Origin of the sequence: Streptomyces sp. NPDC097595, from assembly GCF_044761525.1 — a bacterium.
GTDB classification, from domain to species: Bacteria; Actinomycetota; Actinomycetes; order Streptomycetales; family Streptomycetaceae; genus Streptomyces; species Streptomyces drozdowiczii_A.
Genome location: NZ_JBIWCN010000008.1, coordinates 22045 through 45178, shown reverse-complemented (window position 1 = coordinate 45178; position 23134 = coordinate 22045). Strand labels below are relative to the sequence as shown.

Annotated in this window: 27 protein-coding genes; 12 read left to right on the top strand and 15 right to left on the bottom strand. The window is 69.6% G+C overall.

The annotated features are described in order from the left end of the window. Positions 1–3: 3 nt before the first annotated feature. A complete protein-coding gene (locus ACIQZN_RS14525; protein WP_403992475.1) occupies positions 4–711 on the bottom strand; it encodes a hypothetical protein in 708 nt (235 codons plus the stop codon). Between the two features lie 75 nt (positions 712–786). Next, positions 787–1365 carry an ATP-binding protein gene (locus tag ACIQZN_RS14520; protein WP_403992472.1) on the bottom strand — a complete coding sequence of 193 codons (579 nt, stop codon included), beginning with the start codon at positions 1363–1365 and terminating at the stop codon, positions 787–789. 188 nt (positions 1366–1553) lie between these two features. Between ACIQZN_RS14520 and ACIQZN_RS14515 the strand changes: the two genes are divergently transcribed. Beyond that, on the top strand, positions 1554–2837 hold the full coding sequence (locus tag ACIQZN_RS14515) for an XRE family transcriptional regulator (protein ID WP_403992469.1): 1284 nt from the start codon (positions 1554–1556) through the stop codon (positions 2835–2837). Beyond that, entirely contained in the window at positions 2834–3373 is a 540-nt protein-coding gene (locus tag ACIQZN_RS14510) for a GNAT family N-acetyltransferase (RefSeq protein WP_403992466.1), read from the top strand. The genes ACIQZN_RS14515 and ACIQZN_RS14510 overlap by 4 nt, the downstream gene beginning before the upstream one ends. Positions 3374–3523: 150 nt before the next feature. Here ACIQZN_RS14510 and ACIQZN_RS14505 read toward each other — a convergent pair whose 3' ends face one another. Next, the gene (locus ACIQZN_RS14505) at positions 3524–3985 is read right to left on the bottom strand and encodes a cupin domain-containing protein (protein ID WP_403992463.1); all 462 of its coding nucleotides are present in this window, start codon (positions 3983–3985) and stop codon (positions 3524–3526) included. Positions 3986–4141: 156 nt separating this feature from the next. Continuing rightward, positions 4142–4651: a nuclear transport factor 2 family protein gene (locus tag ACIQZN_RS14500; RefSeq protein ID WP_403992460.1), complete on the bottom strand. Its 510-nt coding sequence runs from the start codon at positions 4649–4651 to the stop codon at positions 4142–4144. A gap of 126 nt (positions 4652–4777) precedes the next feature. Here ACIQZN_RS14500 and ACIQZN_RS14495 point away from each other — a divergent pair, with 126 nt between their 5' ends. Next, positions 4778–5668 carry a LysR substrate-binding domain-containing protein gene (locus tag ACIQZN_RS14495; protein ID WP_403992457.1) on the top strand — a complete coding sequence of 297 codons (891 nt, stop codon included), beginning with the start codon at positions 4778–4780 and terminating at the stop codon, positions 5666–5668. A 103-nt stretch (positions 5669–5771) separates the two neighbouring features. Here the strand turns inward: ACIQZN_RS14495 and ACIQZN_RS14490 are convergent, their stop codons facing one another. After that, positions 5772–6488, bottom strand: a complete 717-nt coding sequence (locus ACIQZN_RS14490) for a hypothetical protein (protein WP_403992454.1) — start codon at positions 6486–6488, stop codon at positions 5772–5774. A 326-nt stretch (positions 6489–6814) separates the two neighbouring features. On the opposite strand from ACIQZN_RS14490, the gene ACIQZN_RS14485 reads away from it, so the two are divergent. Continuing rightward, complete coding sequence (locus ACIQZN_RS14485) at positions 6815–7216, top strand: tautomerase family protein (protein WP_403992451.1); 402 nt, start codon at positions 6815–6817, stop codon at positions 7214–7216. A gap of 225 nt (positions 7217–7441) precedes the next feature. On the opposite strand, the gene pyrF is transcribed toward ACIQZN_RS14485, so the two are convergent. From pyrF to ACIQZN_RS14470, 3 genes are all read right to left on the bottom strand, one after another. Next, complete coding sequence (gene pyrF / locus ACIQZN_RS14480; protein WP_403992448.1) at positions 7442–8143, bottom strand: orotidine-5'-phosphate decarboxylase; 702 nt, start codon at positions 8141–8143, stop codon at positions 7442–7444. Between the two features lie 168 nt (positions 8144–8311). Then, entirely contained in the window at positions 8312–8605 is a 294-nt protein-coding gene (locus ACIQZN_RS14475) for a DUF1330 domain-containing protein (RefSeq protein WP_403992445.1), read from the bottom strand. A gap of 35 nt (positions 8606–8640) precedes the next feature. Then, entirely contained in the window at positions 8641–9207 is a 567-nt protein-coding gene (locus tag ACIQZN_RS14470; protein ID WP_403992442.1) for a carboxymuconolactone decarboxylase family protein, read from the bottom strand. 68 nt (positions 9208–9275) lie between these two features. Between ACIQZN_RS14470 and ACIQZN_RS14465 the strand changes: the two genes are divergently transcribed. Further along, positions 9276–9632 carry a winged helix-turn-helix transcriptional regulator gene (locus ACIQZN_RS14465; protein WP_403992439.1) on the top strand — a complete coding sequence of 119 codons (357 nt, stop codon included), beginning with the start codon at positions 9276–9278 and terminating at the stop codon, positions 9630–9632. A gap of 50 nt (positions 9633–9682) precedes the next feature. Beyond that, complete coding sequence (locus tag ACIQZN_RS14460) at positions 9683–9943, top strand: cold-shock protein (protein ID WP_403992436.1); 261 nt, start codon at positions 9683–9685, stop codon at positions 9941–9943. A 257-nt stretch (positions 9944–10200) separates the two neighbouring features. Here ACIQZN_RS14460 and ACIQZN_RS14455 read toward each other — a convergent pair whose 3' ends face one another. Then, complete coding sequence (locus ACIQZN_RS14455; protein ID WP_403992433.1) at positions 10201–11169, bottom strand: helix-turn-helix transcriptional regulator; 969 nt, start codon at positions 11167–11169, stop codon at positions 10201–10203. 92 nt (positions 11170–11261) lie between these two features. On the opposite strand from ACIQZN_RS14455, the gene ACIQZN_RS14450 reads away from it, so the two are divergent. Next, on the top strand, positions 11262–11627 hold the full coding sequence (locus tag ACIQZN_RS14450; protein WP_403992430.1) for a VOC family protein: 366 nt from the start codon (positions 11262–11264) through the stop codon (positions 11625–11627). A gap of 74 nt (positions 11628–11701) precedes the next feature. Here ACIQZN_RS14450 and gcl read toward each other — a convergent pair whose 3' ends face one another. Next, positions 11702–13477, bottom strand: coding sequence for a glyoxylate carboligase (gcl, locus tag ACIQZN_RS14445; protein WP_403992427.1), 1776 nt, complete (start codon positions 13475–13477; stop codon positions 11702–11704). Positions 13478–13747: 270 nt separating this feature from the next. Between gcl and ACIQZN_RS14440 the strand changes: the two genes are divergently transcribed. Both ACIQZN_RS14440 and ACIQZN_RS14435 read left to right on the top strand, forming a co-directional pair. Continuing rightward, positions 13748–14446, top strand: coding sequence for a hypothetical protein (locus ACIQZN_RS14440; RefSeq protein ID WP_403992425.1), 699 nt, complete (start codon positions 13748–13750; stop codon positions 14444–14446). A gap of 153 nt (positions 14447–14599) precedes the next feature. After that, a complete protein-coding gene (locus ACIQZN_RS14435) occupies positions 14600–14824 on the top strand; it encodes a hypothetical protein (RefSeq protein WP_018523791.1) in 225 nt (74 codons plus the stop codon). Between the two features lie 4 nt (positions 14825–14828). Here the strand turns inward: ACIQZN_RS14435 and ACIQZN_RS14430 are convergent, their stop codons facing one another. After that, the gene (locus ACIQZN_RS14430; protein WP_403992422.1) at positions 14829–16436 is read right to left on the bottom strand and encodes an AMP-binding protein; all 1608 of its coding nucleotides are present in this window, start codon (positions 16434–16436) and stop codon (positions 14829–14831) included. Then, positions 16433–18109: an AMP-binding protein gene (locus ACIQZN_RS14425; RefSeq protein WP_403992419.1), complete on the bottom strand. Its 1677-nt coding sequence runs from the start codon at positions 18107–18109 to the stop codon at positions 16433–16435. The genes ACIQZN_RS14430 and ACIQZN_RS14425 overlap by 4 nt, the downstream gene beginning before the upstream one ends. 135 nt (positions 18110–18244) lie before the next feature. Between ACIQZN_RS14425 and ACIQZN_RS14420 the strand changes: the two genes are divergently transcribed. Then, on the top strand, positions 18245–19096 hold the full coding sequence (locus ACIQZN_RS14420) for a response regulator transcription factor (protein WP_403992416.1): 852 nt from the start codon (positions 18245–18247) through the stop codon (positions 19094–19096). A 115-nt stretch (positions 19097–19211) separates the two neighbouring features. On the opposite strand, the gene ACIQZN_RS14415 is transcribed toward ACIQZN_RS14420, so the two are convergent. Further along, the gene (locus ACIQZN_RS14415; protein WP_403992413.1) at positions 19212–20351 is read right to left on the bottom strand and encodes a winged helix DNA-binding domain-containing protein; all 1140 of its coding nucleotides are present in this window, start codon (positions 20349–20351) and stop codon (positions 19212–19214) included. A 115-nt stretch (positions 20352–20466) separates the two neighbouring features. On the opposite strand from ACIQZN_RS14415, the gene ACIQZN_RS14410 reads away from it, so the two are divergent. Then, positions 20467–21345, top strand: a complete 879-nt coding sequence (locus tag ACIQZN_RS14410) for a DMT family transporter (protein ID WP_403992410.1) — start codon at positions 20467–20469, stop codon at positions 21343–21345. Between the two features lie 41 nt (positions 21346–21386). On the opposite strand, the gene ACIQZN_RS14405 is transcribed toward ACIQZN_RS14410, so the two are convergent. After that, a complete protein-coding gene (locus tag ACIQZN_RS14405; RefSeq protein ID WP_018523785.1) occupies positions 21387–21971 on the bottom strand; it encodes a TerD family protein in 585 nt (194 codons plus the stop codon). Between the two features lie 212 nt (positions 21972–22183). Beyond that, on the bottom strand, positions 22184–22414 hold the full coding sequence (locus ACIQZN_RS14400) for a DUF6296 family protein (protein WP_018100553.1): 231 nt from the start codon (positions 22412–22414) through the stop codon (positions 22184–22186). Between the two features lie 169 nt (positions 22415–22583). Between ACIQZN_RS14400 and ACIQZN_RS14395 the strand changes: the two genes are divergently transcribed. Further along, positions 22584–23045: a DUF5709 domain-containing protein gene (locus ACIQZN_RS14395; RefSeq protein ID WP_403992406.1), complete on the top strand. Its 462-nt coding sequence runs from the start codon at positions 22584–22586 to the stop codon at positions 23043–23045. The last annotated feature ends 89 nt before the right edge of the window (positions 23046–23134 follow it).

The following is a 23134-nucleotide window of genomic DNA, read 5'->3' as shown; positions in this document are numbered from 1 at the left end:
GCGTCAGCTGCTGGGCCGGACAGAGCCTGCCGATGCGGCGTTCCGGTGCAACGCGTCAGCGAGGAGCAGCGCGTCGTCGGCATCCAGGTAGTCGAGGCGGATGCGGTTGCCGCCGCGCAGGCCGCGACAATGCCCGCAGGTGGGTACCGACTCGACGGGCAGCGCCTGGCCGGTCGCGGCGATCGCCCGCTCCAGTTCCCGGGCGAACCGCTCGTGGTCGTGCCAGTCCCCGAGGTCGAGGGCTCGCAGGACCGACTCGTCGCCACTGAGGCTGCGGAAGAGCAGCGCGGCCGCGTCCGTATCGAGCATGCCGATGTCGATGAGGGCCCGGCTCCCCCAGGTCTGGATGTCCAGATGCCGTTCGACGCCGATGTGGGAAAGCGCGCGATGCAGCTGCAATGCCGCGTTCTGCACCTCGGTGAGGCGTGTCTCCAACAGCCGCCCGAGACCCTGGACTTGCTGCTCCGAAGGCAGGGTGAGAAGCAGCCCCTGGCCAGGGCATGGCGCAGGCGCGAGGTGTTCCACCTCCGCGGTGATGCCTTCGGCGAGCAAGTGAGCCCGCACGTCCCCGTGCGTCCAGGGGTGGGCGGCCGAGGGAGTCAACCGCAGGCGGCACCCACCCGGCACAGGGCCTTCCTCCAGCTCGAAGCCGAGACCGGCGTACTCCAGGACCAGTTGCAGCGAGCGAGCCGTGGCCATCGCAGTCGTCATCGGAATGTCCTCGTAAGTAGGTCGAACACCTGCTGGTGGTTCACAGGGTTTTGGTGTGCATGCCGCTCGGCGCGGTCACCGTTCCTTGATGCCGATGAGAACGCGACCGACCAGGTCCGGGTCGGCTCGTACGTCTCCGAATGCCGGCAGGCCACTGGCCAGGGGCTGACCCGGTGACGACACCAAAGCATCGAGGTCCTCGTTGGGACCCGTGGCATCGAACACAATCTCGGCCCACACCACTTTTCCCGGCGCGCTACGAGCCGGGTAGTACCCCCAAGCCCTGCTCATCGCCGCCACGATGAAGATCCCCCGCCCGCCCATCGCATCGACACCGACCTCCTTCAGAACGGGCGGCCTCGGATCGCGGTCCCAGACGGACAGCCTGACGGCGCCCGAGACGACCTCCAGCAACAGCTCGAAGGTCTCCACGCCGCTCTGCGATGGAGGCAAAGACGTCGTTGCCTCACCGTCCTCCGAGTGCCGCACGGCGTTGGTCGCGAGCTCGGAAACCAGGAGCTTCGCCGTCTCGACCGCGTCGGAGGACACTCCCCAGTCAACGAGAACATCGGCAGTGTGCAGCCGCGCCAGAGCCACGGCACTGGGCGCATCCGCCAACGCGAGCCGGCTCCTCCGGGGCTGTTGGTGGGGCATGGCGAGCCTCCTGCTTCAGAGAGAACAAGTAGTCACCGCTTACTCGCAAAGAGTGACCGGCACCTAGGTAACTCCGCTCTCCCGAAGGCTGGTTAGGGCGCTCAAGCACTCATTGAGCGGCCTCGCCTAGGGCGTTTTGACCTGCCCTTTACGTGGTTGGCCGAGAGCCCGGCCGCTACCGTGCCCGCATGGTGGCAATCCGCAACACCGTCCTTGAGGCGTGGATGACCGAGCATGGGCACAGCTCCAACAGCCTTGCCGATGCCGTGAACAGCGCTGTCGAAGACCTGACGGGACGCATAGGCGGGCTCGACGGGTCATCGATCCGCGCGTGGAAAGCCGGCCGCGTTACCTGGCCGAAGTCAGCGACCCGCACAGCCCTTGAGATGGTGACGGGATTACCCGCCGTCGCCTTAGGGTTCGTGCCACGGGGCCGGTCTTCGCCCACCCCAGCATCATCGCAGCAGGAGGACCCCGAAATGAAGCGCCGAACCCTCGTCGGCGGCATCGCTGCGGCAGCTGCCGCAGCAACAGCCCCAGGGACCGCATCACCCCGACGGATCGGCATGAGCGACGTCAACCGGCTGAACAAGCGCTTCGCCGAGATCATCGCCAACGACCACCGCCACGGCGGGCAACCCCGTATCGAGGAGCAGGCCACCGCGCTCGCCGACGAGGCACACAACCTCCAGAACGCGGGCAGTGCGACCCAGAGAGTACGCAACAGTCTGTACGCCTCAGGAGCCGCTTTCCGTTCGTCCGCGATGTGGGCGGCCATCGACGGCCGGCGTTACGAAGCCGCGAAGGCGCACATGCGCGAGGCTCAGGCCCTCGCGGAGATGTCGGGCGACCAGGCGATCAAGTTCCGCATCTGGAGTCACGCAGGCACCATGTACCGGCACATGGGCCGCCCTGCCGACGCGATCGCCGCCAACGATGTCGCCCGCAACCTGCATCTCACCCGCCGTGACCCACTGTTCGCGTCCCTCGGCCTGGCCCGCCAGGGGGCAATCCACGGCACGGCACAGAACCGGACCGAAACACGTCGCGCGTTCGAGCAGGCACAGGACGCCATGCTGCGTGCCGATCCCTCTGATCACCGGCCCGTCTGGCTGCTCGCCTTCTACGATCAAGCCGAACTGGACTCTCTGGCTCTCTCCGCGTACCTGGCACTCGGCGACTACCCGACCGCCGAGTATCACGCCCACCGTTGCCTGGCATCGCTCCGACCTCACATGGTCAGGTCCCGCGCCATCGCCACGACCCGTCTCGCTCACGCCCTCCTTGCCCAGGGGGCCGCCGACGCCGCAACTGCCACCGCCATAAGGGTTTCTGCAGATGCCGCGACCCGCCATGCCCGCGTGTCGCGCATGCTTCAAGAGTTCGGAGCCGCCCTCCGCGCCACCGCACCACGCAGCACCACCGTCCAGACGTGGACCGAGCACACCATCACTTGGAGGACGACCGCATGACCACCGCACCCACCACGGAGCTGCGCACCTTCACCAGCTTGGACACCATCCGCGGTGACCTCCTCAACGTATATGCCGAGGTACGCGCCCCGCTGCTCCACCTGCCGAATTACGCGGTCACCGCCTTCGGCGAACGTATCGACCGGCACGCCACCGAACCCGGCTTCACAGCCGTGCTCGCGTACGCGGACAACGGGCCGGTCGGCTACGCGTACAGCAACACCATCGAGCACGGCGACCGCTACTGGCAGCGCACCAGCCCGACCCCGGCGGAGAAGTACACCGAGCGCCCGACCATGGCGCTCAAGGAGATCGGCGTCCGCCCGGCCCGGCGCAAGACCGGCACGGCCCGCCGCATCCACGACGCCCTCCTCGCCACCGGCGCCGAGCCGTACATCACGCTCATGGTCAACGGAGCCGCCGGCGACGGAAAGGTCCACGCGCTCTACGAGTCATGGGGCTACGAGGACATCGGCCAGAGCCAACCGTCACCGGCCTCGCCGGTCCTCACCGTGATGATCCGTCCTATCCGGTGAGCCTCTTCCACCTTCACTCCCGTGCGAGGTGAAGGGCCAGGACCTGTGTCGTCTCGCCGACACACCCGCTGCTGCGCGGTAGAGCCAACCTGGCTCCGCGCAGGCGCTGGACGGTGGCAGCTGCTACGCGGAGACCTCCAGGGCAGCCCGTCACATAGGGCTCTCGACGTAGTGGTTGTCGTACCGCTCGGCGGACGCGGCGATCTCCTTCGCGTCCGCCTCGCCGCGCATCACCCTGCCGAGCAGGCGCAGGTAGTCGAACCGCCCCATGCCAGGTGTGAAGACGAACAGCGCATCCGCCTCGCGGCCGGGCGCAGCGGCGAAGGCATGAGGGGTGTGGGGCGGCACGGCCAGGAAGTCTCCCGCCTCGAGGACGGTGATCTCCTCACCCACCAGCACCTGGAGGGCGCCGCTGATCACGAAGAAGAGTTCGCTCGCCCGGGTGTGGAAGTGCGGGGGCGCCCCCACGGCCCCCTCGGTGAACGTGGATCGGTAGCTCGTGAAACCGTCCGAGTCGGCGAGCAGCGTCATGACGCTGCTGGGGTCGGAGCAGGTCTCGGCCTCGGTGTGACGGGTCAGTGTCGGCTGTCGCTCGGCCTTGGCGTTACTCATGTCATGCCCCTTCTGGGCGGGAAGATCACGGATCAACGGTTTGCCCGCTCTGTCGGTCAAGGGGTGTCCTTCCTTGTATGAGTCAGTGGCATTCGGTGGCTGGACAGAGGTTCGTGTCATCGGGTTCTTCGTTGTTCGCATCAGAGGCACCGGCGTTCAGCCCGCGAAGATCGCGGCGGGGTCACCGGTGAACCAGGAGTTGTCGATCCGCATCCGGTGGATCAGCCAGCGGTCGCCGTCGCGGACCAGGTCGACGGCATAGGGGTTCTTCAACAGGGCGAAGACCCCCCGGTCGGCGATGAGCAGATGCTGGGCTTCCACCAGGGCGGTCAGGCGTGCGGTGTCCCCGTCGATGGCGATGCGCGGGTTGGTGACTTGGTGGGTGGTGTCCACCCGTCCGGTGAACAGGCCGAGGATGGTGGTGACGATCGTGTCCCGGCCGACCATCAGAGGCGGCCGGCCACCCCACTTGGCCGCCGCCGGCGTGAAGTCCAGCTCCGCGTCGGCGGCGAAGGCGGAGGCGAACAGCTGCGGATCCTTCAGGTCCTGCCCCAGGCCGAACCGGAACAGTGCGTCAAGGATCTCGGTACGGTCGCGCAGCTCCGCGACGACCTTGGCGGTCTCGGCGGGAGGGTGCGCGAGCGCGCGTCTTTCGGTTACGTACACCAGTGGCTCCACATCTGGTCAGACGGGTTCTACGAGCTGCTTCGAGCTTCGCGGGAGGCACCCGTCCGATCAACGCCGGCCTGTGCAACGATCGTGAAGTCCGGGTTCACGATGCGGGGGCGCGCAATGATGGAGCGACACGAACTGGATGCCTTCCTGACCCTGGCTCAGGAGCTGCACTTCGGCCGGACCGCTGAGCGTCTCCATCTGCCCACCACACGGGTCAGTCAGACCATCGCCAAGCTCGAACGCCGCGTCGGTGTACCGCTGTTCAACCGCACCAGCCGCCACGTGGAGCTGACGGCCGTGGGCAGGCAACTGGAGCAGGACATCCGGCCCGCCTGGGCGTCGATCACCGCCGCGTTCGGGCGAGCGGTCGACACCGGTCGGGGGCTCACCGGAACGCTGCGCGTCGCATTCGTCGGCGCCGCCGGCGGCCAACTCCTGGCCGGGGCGGCGGAATTGTTCCGGGGCCGCGAACCGGGCTGCCAGGTGCAGCTGCGCGAGGCCCAGATCGGCGAGGTGTTCCCGTGGCTGCGCGACCATGAGGTCGACGCGGCACTGGCCCACCGCACCGCCCCCGAACCCGGCCTCGCCTGTAGCCCGACGCTCATACGTGAGGCCCGGATGCTCGCCGTACCCTCGGGACACCCACTCTCCAGGCAGGAGTCGGTGAGCCTCGAAGACCTGGCACGGGTGAAGCTGCTGCGGCTGCCCGAGAGCGTCCCCGACAGCCTGCAGCAGGACCGCACGCCGTCTACGACCCCGCAAGGGCGCCCCATCGAGCACGTGCATGCCTCCGCGACGTTCAACGAGATACTCACGCGCATCGGCTCCGGCGAAGGCTGCTTCGTCGTCGGCGCCCAGGTGCGGCGCTACTACGCCCGCCCTGACGTCGCCTACGTCCTCCTCCGTGACGCACCACCGCTGGAATGGTCCCTGTTCTGGCGCGCCGACTCGGCGACGGCTCGGGTCCGAGCCTTCTGCGATTCGGCGCTCAGGGTGCTCGGCCTCTGAGCGTGCGCGGAGTGGAGCGCAGACACCCGGCGCCGAGGAGCGCGGCGCGACCAACCCTCTTACTTACGAAGCAGGTTGAGAATAATTCACTGACGCCACATGCCTACGATGTTCCGCCAACCCCGCGCGGATGCAGGTACGACGAGTACTGCTCCAGCTGATCCAACTGTGCGACGTAGTACGGTCCGATCCGTGTGCGTCCGTAGCCGAGCACCCAGGGCAGCAACTCCGGCGTGGCGTCGTATTCGTCGTAGAAGCCCAGCTTCAGCTCGGACAGCTCGTCCTCGAAGCACCAATGATCCACAAGCTCTTCCAGATGCCTGCCCGCACTCGGGGTGCGGGCCTGCTCCCACACCTCCAGCCACGGGCTCAGTGCGCCCGTGACGACCGTGACGACGTTCAGGACGTCGTACGCCGCCATCGGGGCCGGGTACCGGTCGAGCGTCACCGCCCACCAGGACGCCCACAGCTCCCGCAGCGCGGCCGTCTCCGCCGGCGGCCACCCCGTCCAGTTCGCCTCAACAAACCGCGTCCCGATCAGCCCTGCGTCGAGGTGCGTCTCACCTCTCACCAGTAGCCGCGCGATCCGAGGCACCATCCGACGCAGCAATTCCTCGGGCTTGTCCCAGTGCGAGAGCACCTCGCTCAGCGGCGTCGTCACGAGATCGTCGGGCACCGCCTCCGGCGGCCCGGCCAGCGCGGCAATGTCGGCCTCGCCATAGCAGTACAGACACCCGTCGAGGGCGAAGTCCTGTGCCGGTACGAACACTTCGTCCAGCGCATCCAACGCCCGCCGCAACCGCTGCTGCGGATCAGCCATGACAGTCTCCTGCCGGTACTCCACCGCCAAGCGGCGAAGAGCGCGACGTTACGCCATGGCCTTCGTCAAGGAAAGCGAATTCCTGCTGCTCATCAGCCTGACCGCCTGGAGAGGAAGGGGGACACGCGGCGCCAGAAGGTTTGGAATGATCACCGAGAGGCCGCACCTGCGGCTACGAACGAAGGGAACGGAACGACACATTCAAGCAGGACGGCTACGACTACCGCGCGGCGAGCATCACCTGAGCAGCACTCAGCGATGCTGTACCTACTAGTATGTACAGTATCGCTGTTCATCACCGTAGACCGGCCTAGGAGACGCCTGCCATGCCCCTCGTCCGCATAGACGCCATGCACTGCGACACGGAGCGCTTGAAGGCCCTTGGACGGGCCGCCCACGAGGCGCTCGGCGAGACCATGGGCTTCCCTGACGAGGACCGTTTCCAGATCCTGACCGGCCATGACGGGCAACACGGGCTACTGCGCCACGGCGCCTATCTCGGTGTACCCCGCGACGACGGCATCGTGTACGTGGCCATCACGTTGCGGGCCGGCCGCCCGGATGCCCAGAAGCAGGCGTTGTATCAACGCATATCCGAACTCGCCGAGGCATACGCGGGCGTCGAACCGCGAAACATGTTCATCGTGCTGACGGAGAACTCGCATGCGGACTGGTCCCTGGGCTATGGCGCTGCCCAGTACCTACAGAGCGAAGGTGAAGGCAACTGAAAGAGCGGGCTCACGCGGTAGTGGACGACGCATCAGAGCGGTTCGCAAGCAGCGGCATTCTTTCGAGATGTTGAGGATGACGCCGGAAGCGCGACCCACCTTTGTGCGGACGGCACAAACGAAGTCTTCTCTTCTGGTCGGCTGCATCCCGCACCCAGAGGGCAGCACAGATCTGGGGGGCGTGGTCTCCGCGTTGATTCCATTCCGTTGGACACGGCCTTCCGCTCACAGCTCCAGGTCTTCGCGGACGAGTCGGAGTGCGGCCACAGGGTCTGCGGCACGGGTGACTGTCCGGCCCACGACAACATGTGTCGCACCAGCAGAAACGGCACCACGCGGCGTGCCGGACCGGGCGTGCTCACCCGCAGACCTACCGGGAAGCGCGACTCCCGGCGTGACGATCAGGGCGCCGGCTCCGAGCACGCCACGCAGCGGGCCGGCTTCCTGTGGCGATGCGATCACGCCGTGGCAACCAGCGCCTTCCGCCAGTCGGGCCAGACGTAGCACCTGCTCCTCGGTCGAGGTCGCGCCGGTGACACCGATGTCAGCAAGATCGGACCTCGTCATGCTGGTGACGACGGTCAGAGCCAGCACGCGAAGGCGTGGAAAATCGCGAGCCGCAGCGACAGCGGCGGACATGATGCCGGCGCCACCCATACTGTGGACGGTGACCATGGAGACACCCAGAGAACCGGCGGCGCGGACCGCGCCGGCCACGGAGTTCGGGATCTCGAAGAGCTTCAGGTCCAGAAAGACCTCCTTGCCCTTGGCTACGAGGTGCTCGATCAGGTCCGGTCCGGCCGCGGTGAGCAGCTCCAATCCGACCTTGTAGAAACGACACTCCGCGCCCAACCGGTCGACGACTTCCTCAGCCGCTCGGCGGTTGTCGAAATCCAAAGCAACGATGATCCGACTGGTTGGCTCCATGGCGTCATTGTTTCCCACGCGGCTACGGAGGCGTCAGTGGGCTGCGCGCCCCCGACCGCCCTCACCGCCATGCCAACCGCCTTCAGAGCGTCGACGTGACCAGGCACGAGCTCCCGTGCATCCCCAACCTGTTCCAAGGAACTTCGGTGACGCCCCTCTGAACCTCGGTCAGTCGAGGCCTTCTACGATGCGGAAGTCGCGCTCGACGCCGTCGGAGAGGGCGGTCAGCGCCTCCTGATAGGCCGCACTCTCGCGCGCCGCGACGGCCTGCTCGAAGCTGTCGAACTCGACCAGGACGGTGCGCTTGGCGATTCCCGTCTCGTATGCCTCGACCCGAGTGCCACGGGAGAGGACCCGACCGCCCCCGGCTTTGACGGCCAAAGGGGCCAGCTTGTTGTAGGCGGCCAGCTTCTCGGGGTCCGAAATGGTGCGGTAGACGCTGACCCAGTAGCCCTTGGGCATGGAACCTCCAGAGTGGGGTGATGAGTGTGTCCGGCTTACGGGGTGACCTCGGGGAAACGAGCACCCCAGGGCTCCTCTTCCAGGAGAAGCCCGTTGGCCAGAAGGCTGATGGTTCGGTACCAGCCGATCAGTACGAGCAGTTCGAGTACCTGGGCTTCTTCGTAGTACGTGCGCAGGGCGTCCCAGGCCGGCTGCGTGAGCTGAGCCGTGTCGTTGAGTTCGTCAGCCGCGAGGAGCAGTGCCGCGTGGCGCGGCGACCAGGGCGCACAGCCCACCGCGTCGGGCTGGGCAGTCGCCCGGAGCAGTCCCGGGCCCAGTCCGGCCTGCGGCGCCAAGGTCGCGGCGTGGACGCCCCATTCGTAGGCGCACGCGGATCGCGCGGTCACGCGGGCGATGACGATCTCGCGGCCCATGGCGGGGAGGAGCCCGTGGCCCAGCAGTCCGGCGCCGAGGGCGAACATGCGTGAGGCCAGCTCCGGATTGCAGTGCAGAACGCGGAACAGCGCGAGCGGCTCGTGCGGCACACCTGGCGGCATCCACCGGCGGAGCGCCCGGTCGATATCGGCGGTGTAGGGCGGGGTGAGCGGTTCGATGCGCGACATCTCGACACCTCCTGCTTCGAATTTCGAACCACTATGATGCTTCGAGAACCGAAGCGCAAGGAGCGACCATGGAAGCCAGAGCACCACGTCCGGGTGAGCCGGTCCGGGGGTCCTCATCGGGACGTCCCGTGATGGCCGCACTCGACCTCCTCGGACGACGATGGACGATGCGGATCCTGTGGGAACTGAGCCAAGCCCCGGTCGGCTTCCGTGAGTTGCAGCGTCGCTGCGAGCGCATGTCGTCCAGCGTGCTCAGCACCCGGATCGAGGAGCTGTCCGCCGCCCGACTGCTCGTCCTGGACTGCGACGGCTACCGCCTGACCCTGCTCGGCCGCGATCTCGTCGATGCGCTGAGCCCGCTGGACGCCTGGAGTCGGCGCTGGGCCGAGGAAATGGGACCCGCGGCGCCAGCAGGTTTGGAATGATCACCGAGCGGCCGCACCTGCGGCTACGAGTGAAGGGAACGGAACGACACATGAGCCGTCGCGGAAGGATTCGCAAGGAGACGGCGGTCGTGACTGCGACCGTGCGTGAGTGGAGGGACGAGGAGGGCTGGGGCGTCCTCGACTCACCCGAGACCCCCGGAGGGTGTTTCGGCCACTACTCCGACATCCAGGCGCCCGGCTTCCGCACGCTGCCACCAGGACAGAAGGTCGATCTCGTCTGGGAAGCCCCCGGCTTCAAGCAGGACGGCTACGACTACCGCGCGGTGAGCATCACCCCCAAACCCGCCTGACACCACCGCACAAGCGGATGCGGTTGCCGTCGGCCGGCCGCGACCATGCCCGCAGGTGGGCACCGACTCCACACCTCCGGCCCTGATCCATGCAACCTCGCAACGGCCGACCACAGGCGGCAGCGGTCTGACGGCGCGCCACAGCGCGCTCCACCCGGTCATCTCCTCGGGAGAACGACGGGTGATCTTCCTGCCCGCTTCGGTCTCCACCAGGGGTCACCGCACCCGTCCAGTCACTGCACCAGGTGTTGGGCGGGTCAGGACGTGGGTGGCGGGGCGTAGTGGTGGGCGAGGGCGGTGGCGAGGTTGCCGAGGTGGGTTCTGGCTTCGGCGGGGCCGTGCACCGTGATGGCGCTACCGAAGGGGAGCAGTGTTCGCACGTCCTCCAGGTGCGGGAAGTGGATCCTCACCCGGTGACCGGTGGTGGATTCCTCCTGGTCGTCCTGGACGAGTCGTTGGCCGAGGATCCGTCGCGCTCGCTCGATCTGGGCCCGGTCGATGGTGGCGCTGACCTCTACTGCAGCGTGGTTGTGTTCCCACTGGTCGATGAGCGCTGCGGCGACGGCGGCCAGCGTCTGGTTGTCGCGGATCCGTCGTGGCTGGTCGACTTCATCCCACGTGGTGATCCGTTCGAGTCGGTACATCCGCGGCTCCCGGGCAAAGTCGGCCACGAGGTACCAGGTGCCCGCCTTGGCGAACAGCCCGTAGGGGTCCACGACCAGGTCGCGTGGACGTGGCTCGCGTGGGCTGTCGTACGTGATTCGCAGCCGACGCCCTCGCCGCACCGGGCCGATCAGCGAAGCCGGAGTCGTGCCGGAGAGTCGCGCCTGGAGCCAGGGACGGCTGTCCACGTGCACTACGTCGGTGAGCGGCAGGAGCTCATCAACTCGACGGAGCTGTGCAGCGGCGATCTTGGCGAGTGCGCGCCGGCTTTCGACCGCCGCGTCGAGCTCCGCACGTTGCTTCTCGTCCAGCCCGGCGAGCGAGAGGTGATCACGCTCGCCCGGGGTGAGTCGTGTGAGGTCGGGCCCGGACCCGGGCAGCATCGTCACGCCTCCTAGGCGGCCCCGTTGCGCGGTCACCGGCAGACCGGCGTCACGAAGCCAGTTCAGATCCCGGGTGACGGTTCGAAGGGACACCCCGAGCGCCGAGGCGAGTTCCTGCGTGGTCACGGCATTTCTCGACGCCAGGAGCAGCATCAGGGAGAAGAAGCGGTCTGGGGTCACGCACCGAGTTTTCCAAGAATTGCGACATGATGCGGCGCATTTCCCGGTGAGGCTGGTGGGTGCGTACCCACGACCTGCGAGAAGGAAGAACCATGACCACATCCGTCGTGTCCATCGTCTACGTCAACGACGCTCCCGCCGCGGCACGCTTCTACGGCGACCTCCTCGGCATGAGTCCCTCGTTCGAGACTCCGGGATACATCACCTTCGACCTCGGGCCGGGCGCTGACCTCGGTTTGTGGTCCGGCCAGTTCGAGGATCTGTCACCGGACGTCCCGCGCACCGGTGAGGTGTGCGTGGCCACCGACAGGGGACCCGAAGACGTCGACGCGATCTTCCAGCGGTGGCAGTCCATGGGCATCACGATCCTGCGCGAGCCTCACGATGCCGGGTTCGGGCTGACCTTCCTCGCCGCCGATCCCGACGGGAACCGTATCCGCGTCGCACTGCGGGGCTGACAGGCCGCGAGGCGGAAGAGCACCTACGCGGATCCGTAGGTGCTCTTCGGGGATGGGCCGCAGCCGCTACCGGGTTACGCCCCCGCGTACGGCCTGATCGCCGTAGGTGCGTGGGACGGGTCCGTCGCCACGTCCTCGAACTCGTTGACCGACGCGATGTCCGTGCCGCTCATCGCGATGTTTGTGACTCGTTCCAGGATCGCTTCGACCACCACCGGGACGCGGTGTTCCGCGGCCAGCTTCTTTGCCTCCTCGAAGGCCGGCAGCAGCTGGTCCGGCTCGGTGACGCGGATGGCCTTGCAGCCGAGGCCCTCGACGACCTTGACGTGGTCCACGCCGTAGACGCCCAGCTCCGGGGAGTTGAGGTTCTCGAACTCCAGGTTGACCTGGAAGTCGATGTCGAAGTTGCGCTGGGCCTGGCGGATCAGGCCGAGGTACGAGTTGTTGACCAGGACGTGCACGTACGGGATGCGGTGCTGGGCGCCCACCGCGAGCTCCTCCAGCATGAACTGGAAGTCGTAGTCGCCGGAGAGCGCGACGACCGAGCCGTCCGGGTCGGCCGTGGCGACGCCCAGCGCGGCCGGGATCGTCCAGCCCAGGGGGCCGGCCTGGCCGCAGTTGATCCAGTGGCGCGGGCGGTACACGTGGAGCATCTGGGCGCCCGCGATCTGGGAGAGGCCGATCGTCGTGACGTACCGGGTCTCCGGGCCGAACGCGCGGTTCATCTCCTCGTACACCCGCTGCGGCTTCAGCGGGACGTTGTCGAAGTGCGTACGGCGTTGCAGGGTCGCACGGCGTTCCTGGGTGGACGCCGCCCATGCCGAGCGGTCCGCCAGCTTGCCCGCCGCCTTCAGCTCGCGGGCGACCTCCACGAACAGTTCCAGCGCCGCCTTCGCGTCGGAGACGATGCCGAGGTCCGGGGCGAAGATCTTGCCGATCTGGGTGGGCGCGATGTCCACGTGGACGAAGGTGCGGCCCTCCGTGTAGACGTCCAGCTTGCCCGTGTGGCGGTTGGCCCAGCGGTTGCCGATGCCGAGGACGAAGTCGGACTCCAGGAAGTTCGCGTTGCCGTAGCGGTGCGAGGTCTGGAGGCCGACCATGCCGGCGTTCAGCTCGTGGTCGTCGGAGATGATGCCCCAGCCCATCAGGGTCGGGACGACCGGGACTCCGGTCAACTCGGCGAACTCGACCAGGAGTTCCGACGCGTCGGCGTTGATGATGCCGCCGCCCGCGACGAGCAGCGGACGCTCGGAGGCGTTCAGCATCTCCAGGGCGCGCTCGATCTGCTTGCGGGTCGCGGCGGGCTTGTGCACCGGCAGCGGCTCGTACAGGTCGGGGTCGAACTCGATCTCGGTGAGCTGCACGTCGATCGGCAGGTCGATGAGGACCGGGCCGGGGCGGCCCGTACGCATCAGATGGAACGCCTGCTGGAAGACGCCCGGGACCTGCGCGGCCTCCAGGACGGTCGTCGCGGCCTTGGTGACCGGGGCGGCGATCGAGGCGATGTCGACGGCCTGGAAGTCCTCCTTGTGGAGGACGGCGGTCGGCGCCTGGCCGGTGATGCACAGGATCGGGATCGAGTCCGCGATCGCGGAGTACAGGCCGGTGATCATGTCGGTGCCGGCGGGCCCCGACGTACCGATGCAGACGCCGATGTTGCCCGGGCGGGCCCGGGTGTACCCCTCCGCCATGTGGGAGGCGCCCTCGACGTGGCGGGCGAGCGTGTGGTGGACGCCGCCGGCCGCCTTGAGGGCCGCGTAGAAGGGGTTGATCGCGGCGCCGGGCACACCGAACGCGTTGCTGACGCCTTCGCGCTTGAGGATCTCGACTGCCGCGCGGGCAGCGGTCATACGAGGCATTGAGTGCTCCTGCTCGTCCCTGGGTGGAGTCGGGGATGGAGTCGGGCTCTGTCGCGCCACCTGAGAGCACCACATCACCGGTTCCGCATTGCGGAAAACTTCTTCTGTTATGTGGAAGCAAATCTAAGCCGCGTCCGGACCGCCGTCAAGGGAGGGGGAAGCGGCGCGGAGAGAGGCGCCCAGTGAAGCGATTCCGCTCCCGGCGGCGGGCTCTTGGGGGAGCATGGAGGGATTACGGAAGTGGTACGGAGGGAGCACGGGGTGGAGTCAGTGCCGGTACGGTGCCCGGCCTGTCGCCGCGACCACGCGTACGTGACCCCCGTCTACCCGTGCCCGTGCGGGGAGCCGACCGCCCCGCCGCTGCTGCGCGGCGCACCCGTCGTCCCGATCACCCATCGCACCTGGAACGACGACTGGGTGACCGTACGGTGCCGGGGCTGCGGACGGCACGACCAGTGGCCGCAGCCCGAGCTGTGCTGCCCGTGCGGCGCGGTGCTGCGGGTGCCGGTGCGGCCGGTGGCGGCCGCCGGGGCGGTCCGGCCCGCACACATACCGCTGCCCCGCACGGCGGCGGCGCCCCGTCCGGCGTTCCGGCCGCTGACCATCCGTACCGCGCGGGACGCGGTCGCGGCGGCGGCGCTCTATCTGTCCTGGCTGGGGTTCCGGGACGTGACGCACCCGGTGAACCGGCCGGCGTCCCGGATCGACCTGCGGGCGGCCGGGCTGATCGCCGAGGTCGACTCCACGACCCGGCCGACCGCGCTCCGCGACGTCGAGTGCCTGTGGCTCAACGCGCTCAACGGCTCGGTGCGCGGGGTGCTTTTCTCGCTCGCGGGCTATACGCCGGAGGCCCGGAAGCGCGCGGACACCTTACGCGTGCCGCTCTTCGTCCTGGACCTCACCGGCACGCCGCAGCCGGTGAACGGCGCGGCGGACGAGCTGGTCAGCACCGGCGCCTGACCGCGCGCACCCATCAGAATCGGACACCCGGGCCGGGCCACGTGTCGTGCCTCACAGAAACCGACCGGCCACCCTGCGTGTGATCCGTCACGTTCTGGCCAACGGCCCCCGATGTGCGGTTCGTTGTCAGTGGCGGGCCCTACAGTGGAGCGCATGGTCTTAACTCCACGGACTTCACCACCCTCGGACACGCCCGCGCACGCCCCCGCGCTCCCCAGGCGCTCCGCCCTGGAGGCCAACGAGGCGATCCGCGCGCTCGTGGACGCCCGCGCGGGCCAGGACTGGTCCCCCGTGGAGTCCGCCGCGTACGAGGTGCTGCTCCTCCAGTGGGCGGCGGCGACGCGCGGCGACGCGGGGGACGTGATCGAGGCGGCCTGAGCCGCTAGCGCCCGTAGGTCTCCCGTAGCTCGATCTTGCGGACCTTGCCGCTCACCGTCATCGGGAAGGTCTCCAGGATCCGGAGCAGGCGCGGAATCTTGTAGTGCGCCAACTGCCCTTCGCAGAAAGCCCGTACGTCGTCCAGAGCGGGCGGGTCGGCCGGGTCGGCGGGGATGACGCAGGCCAGCACCTCTTCCCCGTAACGCTCGTCGGGCACGCCGACCACCTGCACATCGGCGATCTTCGGGTGGCGGTACAGGAACTCCTCGATCTCGCGCGGGTAGACGTTCTCGCCGCCCCGGATGATCACGTCCTTGATGCGGCCGACGATCTGTACGTAGCCGTCCTCGCGCATCACCGCGAGGTCCCCGGTGTGCATCCAGCGCCCCGCGTCGATGGCCTCGGCGGTGCGCTCGGGCTGGTCCCAGTAGCCGAGCATCACGCTGTAGCCCCGGGTGCACAGCTCGCCGGACCGCCCGCGTTCCAGGGTCACCCCGGTCGCGGGGTCGATGACCTTGACCTCGATGTGCGGCATGACGCGGCCGACGGTGCCGGTGCGGCGCTCCAGGTCGTCGTCGCGGCGGGTCTGCGTGGAGACCGGGGAGGTCTCCGTCATGCCGTAGCAGATGGACACCTCGTCCATGTGCATCTCGGCCACCACCCGCTTCATCACCTCGACCGGGCACGGCGACCCCGCCATGATCCCGGTGCGCAGCGAGGACAGGTCGTACGAGGCGAAGTCCGGCAGGTTCAGTTCGGCGATGAACATCGTGGGCACCCCGTACAGGGAGGTGCAGCGCTCCTGCTGCACGGCGCTCAGCACGGCGGCCGGTTCGAACGAGCCACCGGGGATCACGATGCAGGCGCCGTGCGAGGTGATGCCGAGGTTGCCCATCACCATGCCGAAGCAGTGGTAGAAGGGCACCGGCAGACAGACCCGGTCCTGCTCGGTGTAGGCGACCAACTCACCTACGAAGTAACCGTTGTTGAGGATGTTGTGGTGGGAGAGCGTCGCGCCCTTGGGGAAGCCCGTGGTGCCCGAGGTGTACTGGATGTTGATCGGGTCGTCGCAGGACAGCTCGGCCTCGCGGGCACTGAGCTGATCAGCCGTCACTCGATCGGCCACCGACAGAAGTTCGTCCCAGGAGTCGTCGCCGATGTAGTGCACCGCGCGCAGCTCCGGGCAGTTGGCGCGGACCTCCTCGACCAGCGCCCGGTAGTCGCTGGTGCGGTGCGCGAGCGAGGCGGCCAGCAGGGTGATCCCGGCCTGCTTCAGCACGTACTCCAACTCGTGCGCCCGGTAAGCGGGGTTGATGTTCACCATGACGGCGCCGATGCGGGCGGTGGCGTACTGGACGAGCACCCACTCGGGGCAGTTGACCGCCCAGATGCCGACCCGGTCCCCCTTGGCCACGCCCGACGCCATCAGGGCCCGCGCCAGCTCCTCGACGGCCGCGCCGAACTCCGCGTACGTCCAGCGCCGCCCGGACGGCACGTCGACCAGCGCCTCGCGGTCGGGCCAGGCGGCGACGGCCCGGTCCAGGTTGCGCCCGATGGTGTCGCCGAGCAGGGCGGTGGTGCCCGTGCCGTGCGCGTACGAGAGCTCGGTCATGCCAGGTCCCCCTCGGCGTACTCGGTGCCGCCGCCCTGGGCGGTGCGCTCGCGCAGTTCGATCCGGCGGATCTTGCCGGAGACGGTCTTGGGCAGCTCCGCGAACTCCAGCCGCCGCACCCGCTTGTACGGGGCGAGCACGGACCGGGAGTGGGCGAAGAGCACCTTGGCGGTGTCCGGGCCGGGCTCCCAGCCCTCGGCGAGCACCACGTACGCCTTCGGGACGGAGAGGCGGACGTCGTCGGGGGCCGGGACGACGGCGGCCTCGACCACCGCCTCGTGCTCCAGCAGGGCGCTCTCCAGCTCGAACGGGGAGATCTTGTAGTCGGAGGACTTGAAGACGTCGTCGGCGCGCCCCACGTAGGTGATGTAGCCGTCCTCGTCGCGGGAGCCGATGTCACCGGTGCGGTAGTAGCCGCCGGCCATCGCCTCGGCCGTGCGCTCCGGGTCGCCGTGGTAGCCGGTCATCAGGCCCACCGGGTGCGTCGACAGGTCGAGCGAGATCTCGCCCTCGACCGCGCCTGGCTCCCCGCTCACCGGGTCGAGCAGGACCACCCGGAAGCCGGGGCTCGGGCGCCCCATGGAGCCGGGCTTGAGGGCCTGGCCGGGGGTGTTGGCGACCTGGACGGCGGTCTCCGTCTGGCCGAAGCCGTCGCGGATGGTGACGCCCCAGGCGCGCCGGACCGCCTCGATGACCTCGGGGTTCAGCGGTTCACCGGCGGCGACGACCTCGCGCGGCGGGGTCTTCAGCTGGGTCAGGTCGGCCTGGATGAGCATGCGCCACACGGTGGGCGGGGCGCAGAAGCTCGTAATGCCGGAGCGGTCCATCTCGGCCATCAGGCGGCCGGCGTCGAAGCGGGTGTAGTTGAAGATGAAGACGGTCGCCTCGGCGCTCCACGGGGCGAAGAGGTTGGACCAGGCGTGTTTGGCCCAGCCGGGCGAGGAGATGTTGAGGTGGACGTCGCCGGGCTTGAGCCCGATCCAGTACATCGTCGCCAAGTGGCCCACGGGGTACGAGACATGGGTGTGCTCGACCAGCTTGGGGCTGGCGGTCGTGCCGGAGGTGAAGTAGAGCATCAGCGGTTCGTCCGCGTCGGTCTCGCGGTCCGGCGTGAAGGTGCCCGGGGCCCCGGCCGCGTCCGCGTAGTCGAGCCACCCCTCGGTCGGGGCGCCGACGCAGATACGGGTGTAGCGGCCGGGCACCTCGGCGAACTTCGCGGTGTCGGTGTCGCGGACCAGGACGTGCCGGACCCGGCCGCGCTCGACCCGGTCACGCAGGTCGGCCGGTCCCAGAAGCGGGGTCGCGGGGATGACGACCGCGCGGAGCTTCATCGCGGCGAGCGCGGTCTCCCACAGCTCGACCTGGTTGCCGAGCATGACGAGGATGCGGTGCCCCTCGCGTACGCCCTGGGCACGCAGCCAGTTCGCGGCCCGGTCGGAGCGGGCGGACATCTCGGCGAACGACACCTCCGTGCGGGTGCCGTCCTCCTCCACGATGTGCAGGGCGGTGCGGTCGTTGTCGCGGGCGATGACGTCGAACCAGTCGAGCGCCCAGTTGAAGTGGTCGTCGCGGGGCCAGCGGAAGCCCTGGTAGGCGGCGGCGTAGTCCTCGCGGTGCCGGAGCAGGAAGTCCCGGGCCGCCCGGAACGTCTCCGTCGCACTCGTTTCCGGCATGTGCCCTCCTCTTTACCGACCCGGTCGGTCCTATGGCTCCTCACATGATGTAAACAGTGACCCAGGTCTCACCACCCCCGGACGGGGGTGTCGCGGGGCCGCCATTCCATCGGGGCCGGGCAGAGAGGCGGCAGCGTGCCGGAATCCGTCGAGGCGGTCGAGATGCAAGCGGCGCTGCTGCGGCTGCGCCGGACGAGCGGGCTGCCGGTGGCGTTCGGCGGGCTGCTCTCGGACAGCCGCCACGCCAGGATCGCCGAGGTGAACGGTGCGCGGACGGCCGCGCTGCGGGGTCTCGTGATCTCGTCGGGCAGCGGCCTGGGCGGCAAGTCCATGGCCCTGTCGCGGCCGTGCGCGGTGACCGATTACCGCTCCTCGCGCCACATCAGCCACGAGTACGACACGGCCGTCGCGGCGGAGGGGCTGCGCTCGGTGGTCGCCGTCCCCGTCGTGGTGCGGCGCGAGGTGCGGGGTGTGCTGTACGGGGCGCTGCGTGAGCCGCTCACGCTGGGGGACCGCACGTTCGACGCGGCGGTCGCCGCCGCCCGTGACGTGGAGCAGGCGCTGGTGGTCCGGGACGAGGTGCGGCAGCTGCTGGCGGCGGGCCGACCGGAGCCGGACGCCGCTGCCGGGGCGGCGGCGGCCGTGGCGGCCTGGGAGGACGTCCGGGAGGCGCACCGCGAGCTGCGCGCCCTGATGCCGAAGGTGCTCGACCCGGCGCTGCGGGACGAGCTGCTCGCGGTGTGCGGGCGGCTGGCCTCGGCGACGGGCGCCCGGGAGCCCGGGGAGCGGGAGGTCCGGCTCGCTCCGCGCGAGATCGATGTGCTGGCGTGCGTCGCGGCGGGCGCCACGAACGCGGTGGCGGCGGACCGGCTGGGGCTGCGCCCGGAGACGGTGAAGGGCTATCTGCGGTCCGCGATGCGACGGCTGGGGGCGCACACGCGGCTGGAGGCGGTGGTGGCGGCGCGCCGGGCGGGGCTGCTGCCGTAGGCGCGTCCCGCGCTGTGGGGCGTCTCCGACGCGTCGGGCCTCCCCCGACGCGTCGGGCGTCCCGCCGTCGGACGTCCCCCCGCTCCGTCATCCGTCCCTCACCTCCGCCCCGCCGTCAGCGCCCCAGGTCCACGAACGACCGGAACCGGACGTCGCGCTCCGTCGCTGAGGCCATCGTCGCCATCAGGTCCATCGCCTCCTCCGTCAGGGCGTCGCGCTCGGCGGGGGTCAGCGGGCGCACCTCCTGGACGGTGACGACGGCGGGGGCGTCGCGCGGGGTGTCCAGCCGCCAGACCGCCGCGAAGAGCCCGTCCACCAGCACGCTGCCGTAGGTCTGGTTGCCCACCCCGTTGAGGCCCTTGAGGGGCGCCGGGATGACCCGGGTGCGGTCGGCGTGGCCGAGGAGGACGTTGTCGAACTCGGGCAGGAAGCGGGGCGGGGCGGGGGTGTCCTCGGCGGGGCGCGGGGCGTCGGGCAGGTCGAAGAGCTCGGTGCCGTGCTCGTCGCGGAAGGTGACGAGCCGGGGCCGCAGCCGCTCGAAGACCTCCTTCAGGCGGGTCAGCCCGGCCCAGGTCTGCATGTCCTTCACCGATGCGGGGCCGAACGCGCCGAGGTAGCGCAGCACGGCGCGCTCGATGTCGGGGGCCGCGCCGGCCGTGCGGCCGAGCCAGTGCTCGACCGTGGTGAGTGCGACGCCGCCGCTCATGCCCCAGAGGCCGCGCGGGGTGACCTGGACCAGGGGCAGCAGACAGCGAGCGGCGGTGCTCAGGGCCTGCGGGTCCGCTTCGGGCCACTCGGTCAGCAGCCGCTCGCGGATCTCCTTCGGGGTGCGCGGCGCCTCCTCCACGTACGCCCGGCTCAGCTCGCGCAGCCGGTCCAGGTCCACGCCCGTGAGCCCCTTGCGGAAGATCCCGAGCTCCCGGTCGCGGGCCGCCTGCACCAGGGGCCGCAGGGTCAGGGCGTCCTCGGCGGTGTGGGCGTGGATGGTCGAGCGCAGGGAGACGATGCGGACGACCTCGCGCGTCTCCATCAGCAAGGACAGTTCGGCGGGCCGGAAGCCCTGGAGCCGGGCCAGGAGCTGGTAGTACGGCGGCTTGGTGTTCTGGGCCTGGAGGCCGACGAGGTGGGTGACGGCGTCCTTCGCGCTCATCGCGGTCCGGCGCAGCAGGTGCTGGCGGTCCAGGGTCGCCCGGCCGAGGGCCCTGGGCGTGAGCACGGGGGCGGCACCGGCGGGGGTCTGCTTCTTCGCGGCCATGACGGCACGCTACGGCGGAATGAGGCCGGATTCGGTCCTCATGAACCAACCGGGGCGCCACGCCCTCCCCCGGCGAAGCCGGATTCGCGGCCGGGCCGCCCCCATCATGGGTCCCGTGATCGCCGTCCTGTTCGCCGTCCTGACCGCCCTCAGCAACGGCTCCGCGTCCGTGCTCCAGCGCCGGGCCGCCCTCGACGCGCCGCAGACCGAGGCCCTGCGGGTGTCGCTCATCGGCCATCTGCTGCGCCAGAAGGTGTGGCTCGCGGGGATCGCCCTGGTCATCGTCGCCGCCGTCTGCCAAGCCGTCGCGCTGGCCACCGGACCGATCTCCGTGGTGCAGCCGATCTTCGTGATCGAGCTTCCGGCGACCCTGCTCCTGGCCGGTTTCATGATGCGGGCACGGCTGCCCCGGGCGGTCTGGTCGGGGGTCGCCGCCGTGACGGCCGGGCTGGCCCTCGGGATGGCGACGGCCGCGCCGGGTGGCGGCAGCGACACCGTGCACGGGGCGGCGTGGGTGCCGGCGCTGATCCTGACGGGCGTGGCCGAGGCGCTGCTGATCGCGGGTGCGCTGGGCACCCGGGGCGATGTCCGGGCCGCCCTGCTGGCCACGGCCGCCGCCTGCGGTTACGCGCTGACCGCCGCGCTGATGAAGGACGCGATGGCGCGGCTCGACACGGGCGGGGCGGGGGCGCTGTTCAGCTCCTGGCAGCTGTACGCGATGGCGGCGGCGGGGGTCGGGGCGCTGTTCCTCCTCCAGAACGCCCTTCAGGCCGGCACGCTCGTCGCCGTACAGCCGTGTCTGACCCTGGGCGACGCCCTGATCAGCATCCTGTACGGGGTGACGCTGTTCGGCGAGACGGTGCGCACCGGCTGGTGGGTGCTGCCCGAGCTGCTGGCCCTGGGGCTGATCGCGGCGGGGTGCGTGGAGCTGGCGCGCTCGCCGCTGGCCACCGGAAACCCGGCGGCCCCGGCCCGCGCGCGCCGGGTCGACTGACCGGGCGCGCACGGACCGGGGCCGGGCCGTACCCGTACTGCCTACTTGCTGATCGCGAAACGCATCAGGGCGTGCTCGTCGCCCTGCTTGATCTTGCCGGTCTCGTTGATCACCTGGAGCTTCCAGCCGGCGCCGACGCGCATGGCCTTGGCCACGGCGCAGCCGTTGTCGCTGGTGAGCAGGGACGGCCAGATGTCGGCGACCTGCTGGCTGCTGCCGCCTGTCGCGTCGTAGACCTTGATGCTGACGTTGCGCGCGTTCTGGAAGGAGCTGCCCTTCTTGTACGCGGCGGCGACGAAGACGATCGACGTGACGTTCGAGGGGATCCTGGCGAAGTCGACGGTGACCGTCTCGTCGTCGCCGTCACCCTTGCCGGTCTGGTTGTCACCGCTGTGCGCCAGCGAGCCGTTGCCCAGCGGGTCCAGGGAGTCCAGGCCGGCCAGCCGGACCGGGTCCTCGCCCTGCATCGCGATGGCGATCAGGTCGAGGTCGGTGCCCTTCTTCTGCTTCAGCTTCCCCATCAGCCCGCCACTGCTGCCGACGGTGGGGTCCCAGGAGACGCCGATGGAAAGGTGGGTCACCCCGTCCAGGTCCGCCGGGCCGTCTTCCTTCTTCAACGTGATCATTCGTGATCCTCTTCGTGGCGAGATTCCTACAGGGTGAGTCTGCCTGGTGTCCTCCCGCTACCCCTCACCAGGGGCAAAATTTCGACCAAGTGTGGGAGGTGCCCGGCCGGATTGTCCTGCCTGGGCATGATGTACGGGTACGTGTCCCCGTGATACGGGCACGCCGACGACGCCCGGTCCGGGTGGGGGCCGGGCGTCGGTTGTCGGCCGTCTCAGGCGGCGTCCTCGCGCACCACCATCGGCGCTCCCAGGTGCTGGTGGCCGCCGCTGGCGAGCATGCGGACCTCCGCGTGGTCGCTGATCTCGGCGCGGACGATGCCGGTGTCGTCCTCGTAGACGGGATGTCCGCCCGCGCCGCTCTGTGCCGTCCGGTGGACGGTGACGGCGTCGTCCTCCACGGCCGAGGACTGGAAGACGAGCTCGTAGCTCTCCGGATAATCCATGACGGGGCTCTCCAGACGAACTTCTCCGGGCCGGCCCCTCGGGCGCTCCCGGCTTGCACTGTCCATGGTTGCGCAGACCTCGGCCGGATGCAGGGGCGGGCGTGTCCTGCGGGTCCGGGCGGGGGCTGCCTATGCTGAAGGAGAGCCCCGCCGCGGGAAGGGAAGCGCCATGGACGACGCCGGTCTGGGCGACGACGTGTATCAGCCCCAGCAGGAGTCGGAGGCATCCGATCCGGTCGAGCAGCTCGACACGGAGGAGACCTTGGACGACCCGGACGTGGACGATGTCCTGGACCGGGGGTATTCACCGCCCGAGCGCCCCTACGCGGTGGACGACGTGGGCACCACCGCCGCCGAGCAGCACCGGGGCGAGTCCCTGGAGAGCCGGCTCGGCCGCGAGCGCCCCGAGCACGACGGCCCGCCCGGGGACGGGGTGGGCGATGTCGTGGACGGGGACGGCGAACCGTGGGACCGCGAGGTCGGCACCGTACGCGCGGGGCGGCTCACCCGGGACCTGGACATCGACGAGCCGGACAGCACGGCGGGCGAGGACGTCGGGATCGACGGCGCCGCCGCCTCCGCCGAGGAGGCCGCGGTGCACGTCATCGCGGACGGCGGAGACCTGGCGTAGGGCCGTCCGCTCCCCCTTGCCCGGAGGCTTACCCCGGAGGTAATCGACGCCCCGCGCGGCCTCGGACATCGTGTTCCTCACGAGCACAG

Bases quoted from the DNA above. Each gene is read 5' to 3' on its own strand.
- ACIQZN_RS14460 (WP_403992436.1), top strand. From the start codon at position 9,683: ATGAGCCGTCGCGGAAGGATTCGCAAGGAGACGGCGGTCGTGACTGCG.
- ACIQZN_RS14450 (WP_403992430.1), top strand. From the start codon at position 11,262: ATGACCACATCCGTCGTGTCCATCGTCTACGTCAACGACGCTCCCGCC.
- ACIQZN_RS14405 (WP_018523785.1), bottom strand. From the start codon at position 21,971: ATGATCACGTTGAAGAAGGAAGACGGCCCGGCGGACCTGGACGGGGTG.
- ACIQZN_RS14485 (WP_403992451.1), top strand. From the start codon at position 6,815: ATGCCCCTCGTCCGCATAGACGCCATGCACTGCGACACGGAGCGCTTG.
- ACIQZN_RS14490 (WP_403992454.1), bottom strand. From the start codon at position 6,488: ATGGCTGATCCGCAGCAGCGGTTGCGGCGGGCGTTGGATGCGCTGGAC.
- ACIQZN_RS14525 (WP_403992475.1), bottom strand. From the start codon at position 711: ATGACGACTGCGATGGCCACGGCTCGCTCGCTGCAACTGGTCCTGGAG.
- ACIQZN_RS14470 (WP_403992442.1), bottom strand. From the start codon at position 9,207: ATGTCGCGCATCGAACCGCTCACCCCGCCCTACACCGCCGATATCGAC.
- ACIQZN_RS14520 (WP_403992472.1), bottom strand. From the start codon at position 1,365: ATGCCCCACCAACAGCCCCGGAGGAGCCGGCTCGCGTTGGCGGATGCG.
- ACIQZN_RS14425 (WP_403992419.1), bottom strand. From the start codon at position 18,109: ATGCCGGAAACGAGTGCGACGGAGACGTTCCGGGCGGCCCGGGACTTC.
- ACIQZN_RS14430 (WP_403992422.1), bottom strand. From the start codon at position 16,436: ATGACCGAGCTCTCGTACGCGCACGGCACGGGCACCACCGCCCTGCTC.
- pyrF (WP_403992448.1), bottom strand. From the start codon at position 8,143: ATGGAGCCAACCAGTCGGATCATCGTTGCTTTGGATTTCGACAACCGC.
- ACIQZN_RS14395 (WP_403992406.1), top strand. From the start codon at position 22,584: ATGGACGACGCCGGTCTGGGCGACGACGTGTATCAGCCCCAGCAGGAG.
- ACIQZN_RS14415 (WP_403992413.1), bottom strand. From the start codon at position 20,351: ATGGCCGCGAAGAAGCAGACCCCCGCCGGTGCCGCCCCCGTGCTCACG.
- ACIQZN_RS14465 (WP_403992439.1), top strand. From the start codon at position 9,276: ATGGAAGCCAGAGCACCACGTCCGGGTGAGCCGGTCCGGGGGTCCTCA.
- ACIQZN_RS14475 (WP_403992445.1), bottom strand. From the start codon at position 8,605: ATGCCCAAGGGCTACTGGGTCAGCGTCTACCGCACCATTTCGGACCCC.
- ACIQZN_RS14495 (WP_403992457.1), top strand. From the start codon at position 4,778: ATGATGGAGCGACACGAACTGGATGCCTTCCTGACCCTGGCTCAGGAG.
- ACIQZN_RS14505 (WP_403992463.1), bottom strand. From the start codon at position 3,985: ATGAGTAACGCCAAGGCCGAGCGACAGCCGACACTGACCCGTCACACC.
- ACIQZN_RS14515 (WP_403992469.1), top strand. From the start codon at position 1,554: ATGGTGGCAATCCGCAACACCGTCCTTGAGGCGTGGATGACCGAGCAT.
- ACIQZN_RS14435 (WP_018523791.1), top strand. From the start codon at position 14,600: ATGGTCTTAACTCCACGGACTTCACCACCCTCGGACACGCCCGCGCAC.
- ACIQZN_RS14400 (WP_018100553.1), bottom strand. From the start codon at position 22,414: ATGGATTATCCGGAGAGCTACGAGCTCGTCTTCCAGTCCTCGGCCGTG.
- gcl (WP_403992427.1), bottom strand. From the start codon at position 13,477: ATGACCGCTGCCCGCGCGGCAGTCGAGATCCTCAAGCGCGAAGGCGTC.
- ACIQZN_RS14510 (WP_403992466.1), top strand. From the start codon at position 2,834: ATGACCACCGCACCCACCACGGAGCTGCGCACCTTCACCAGCTTGGAC.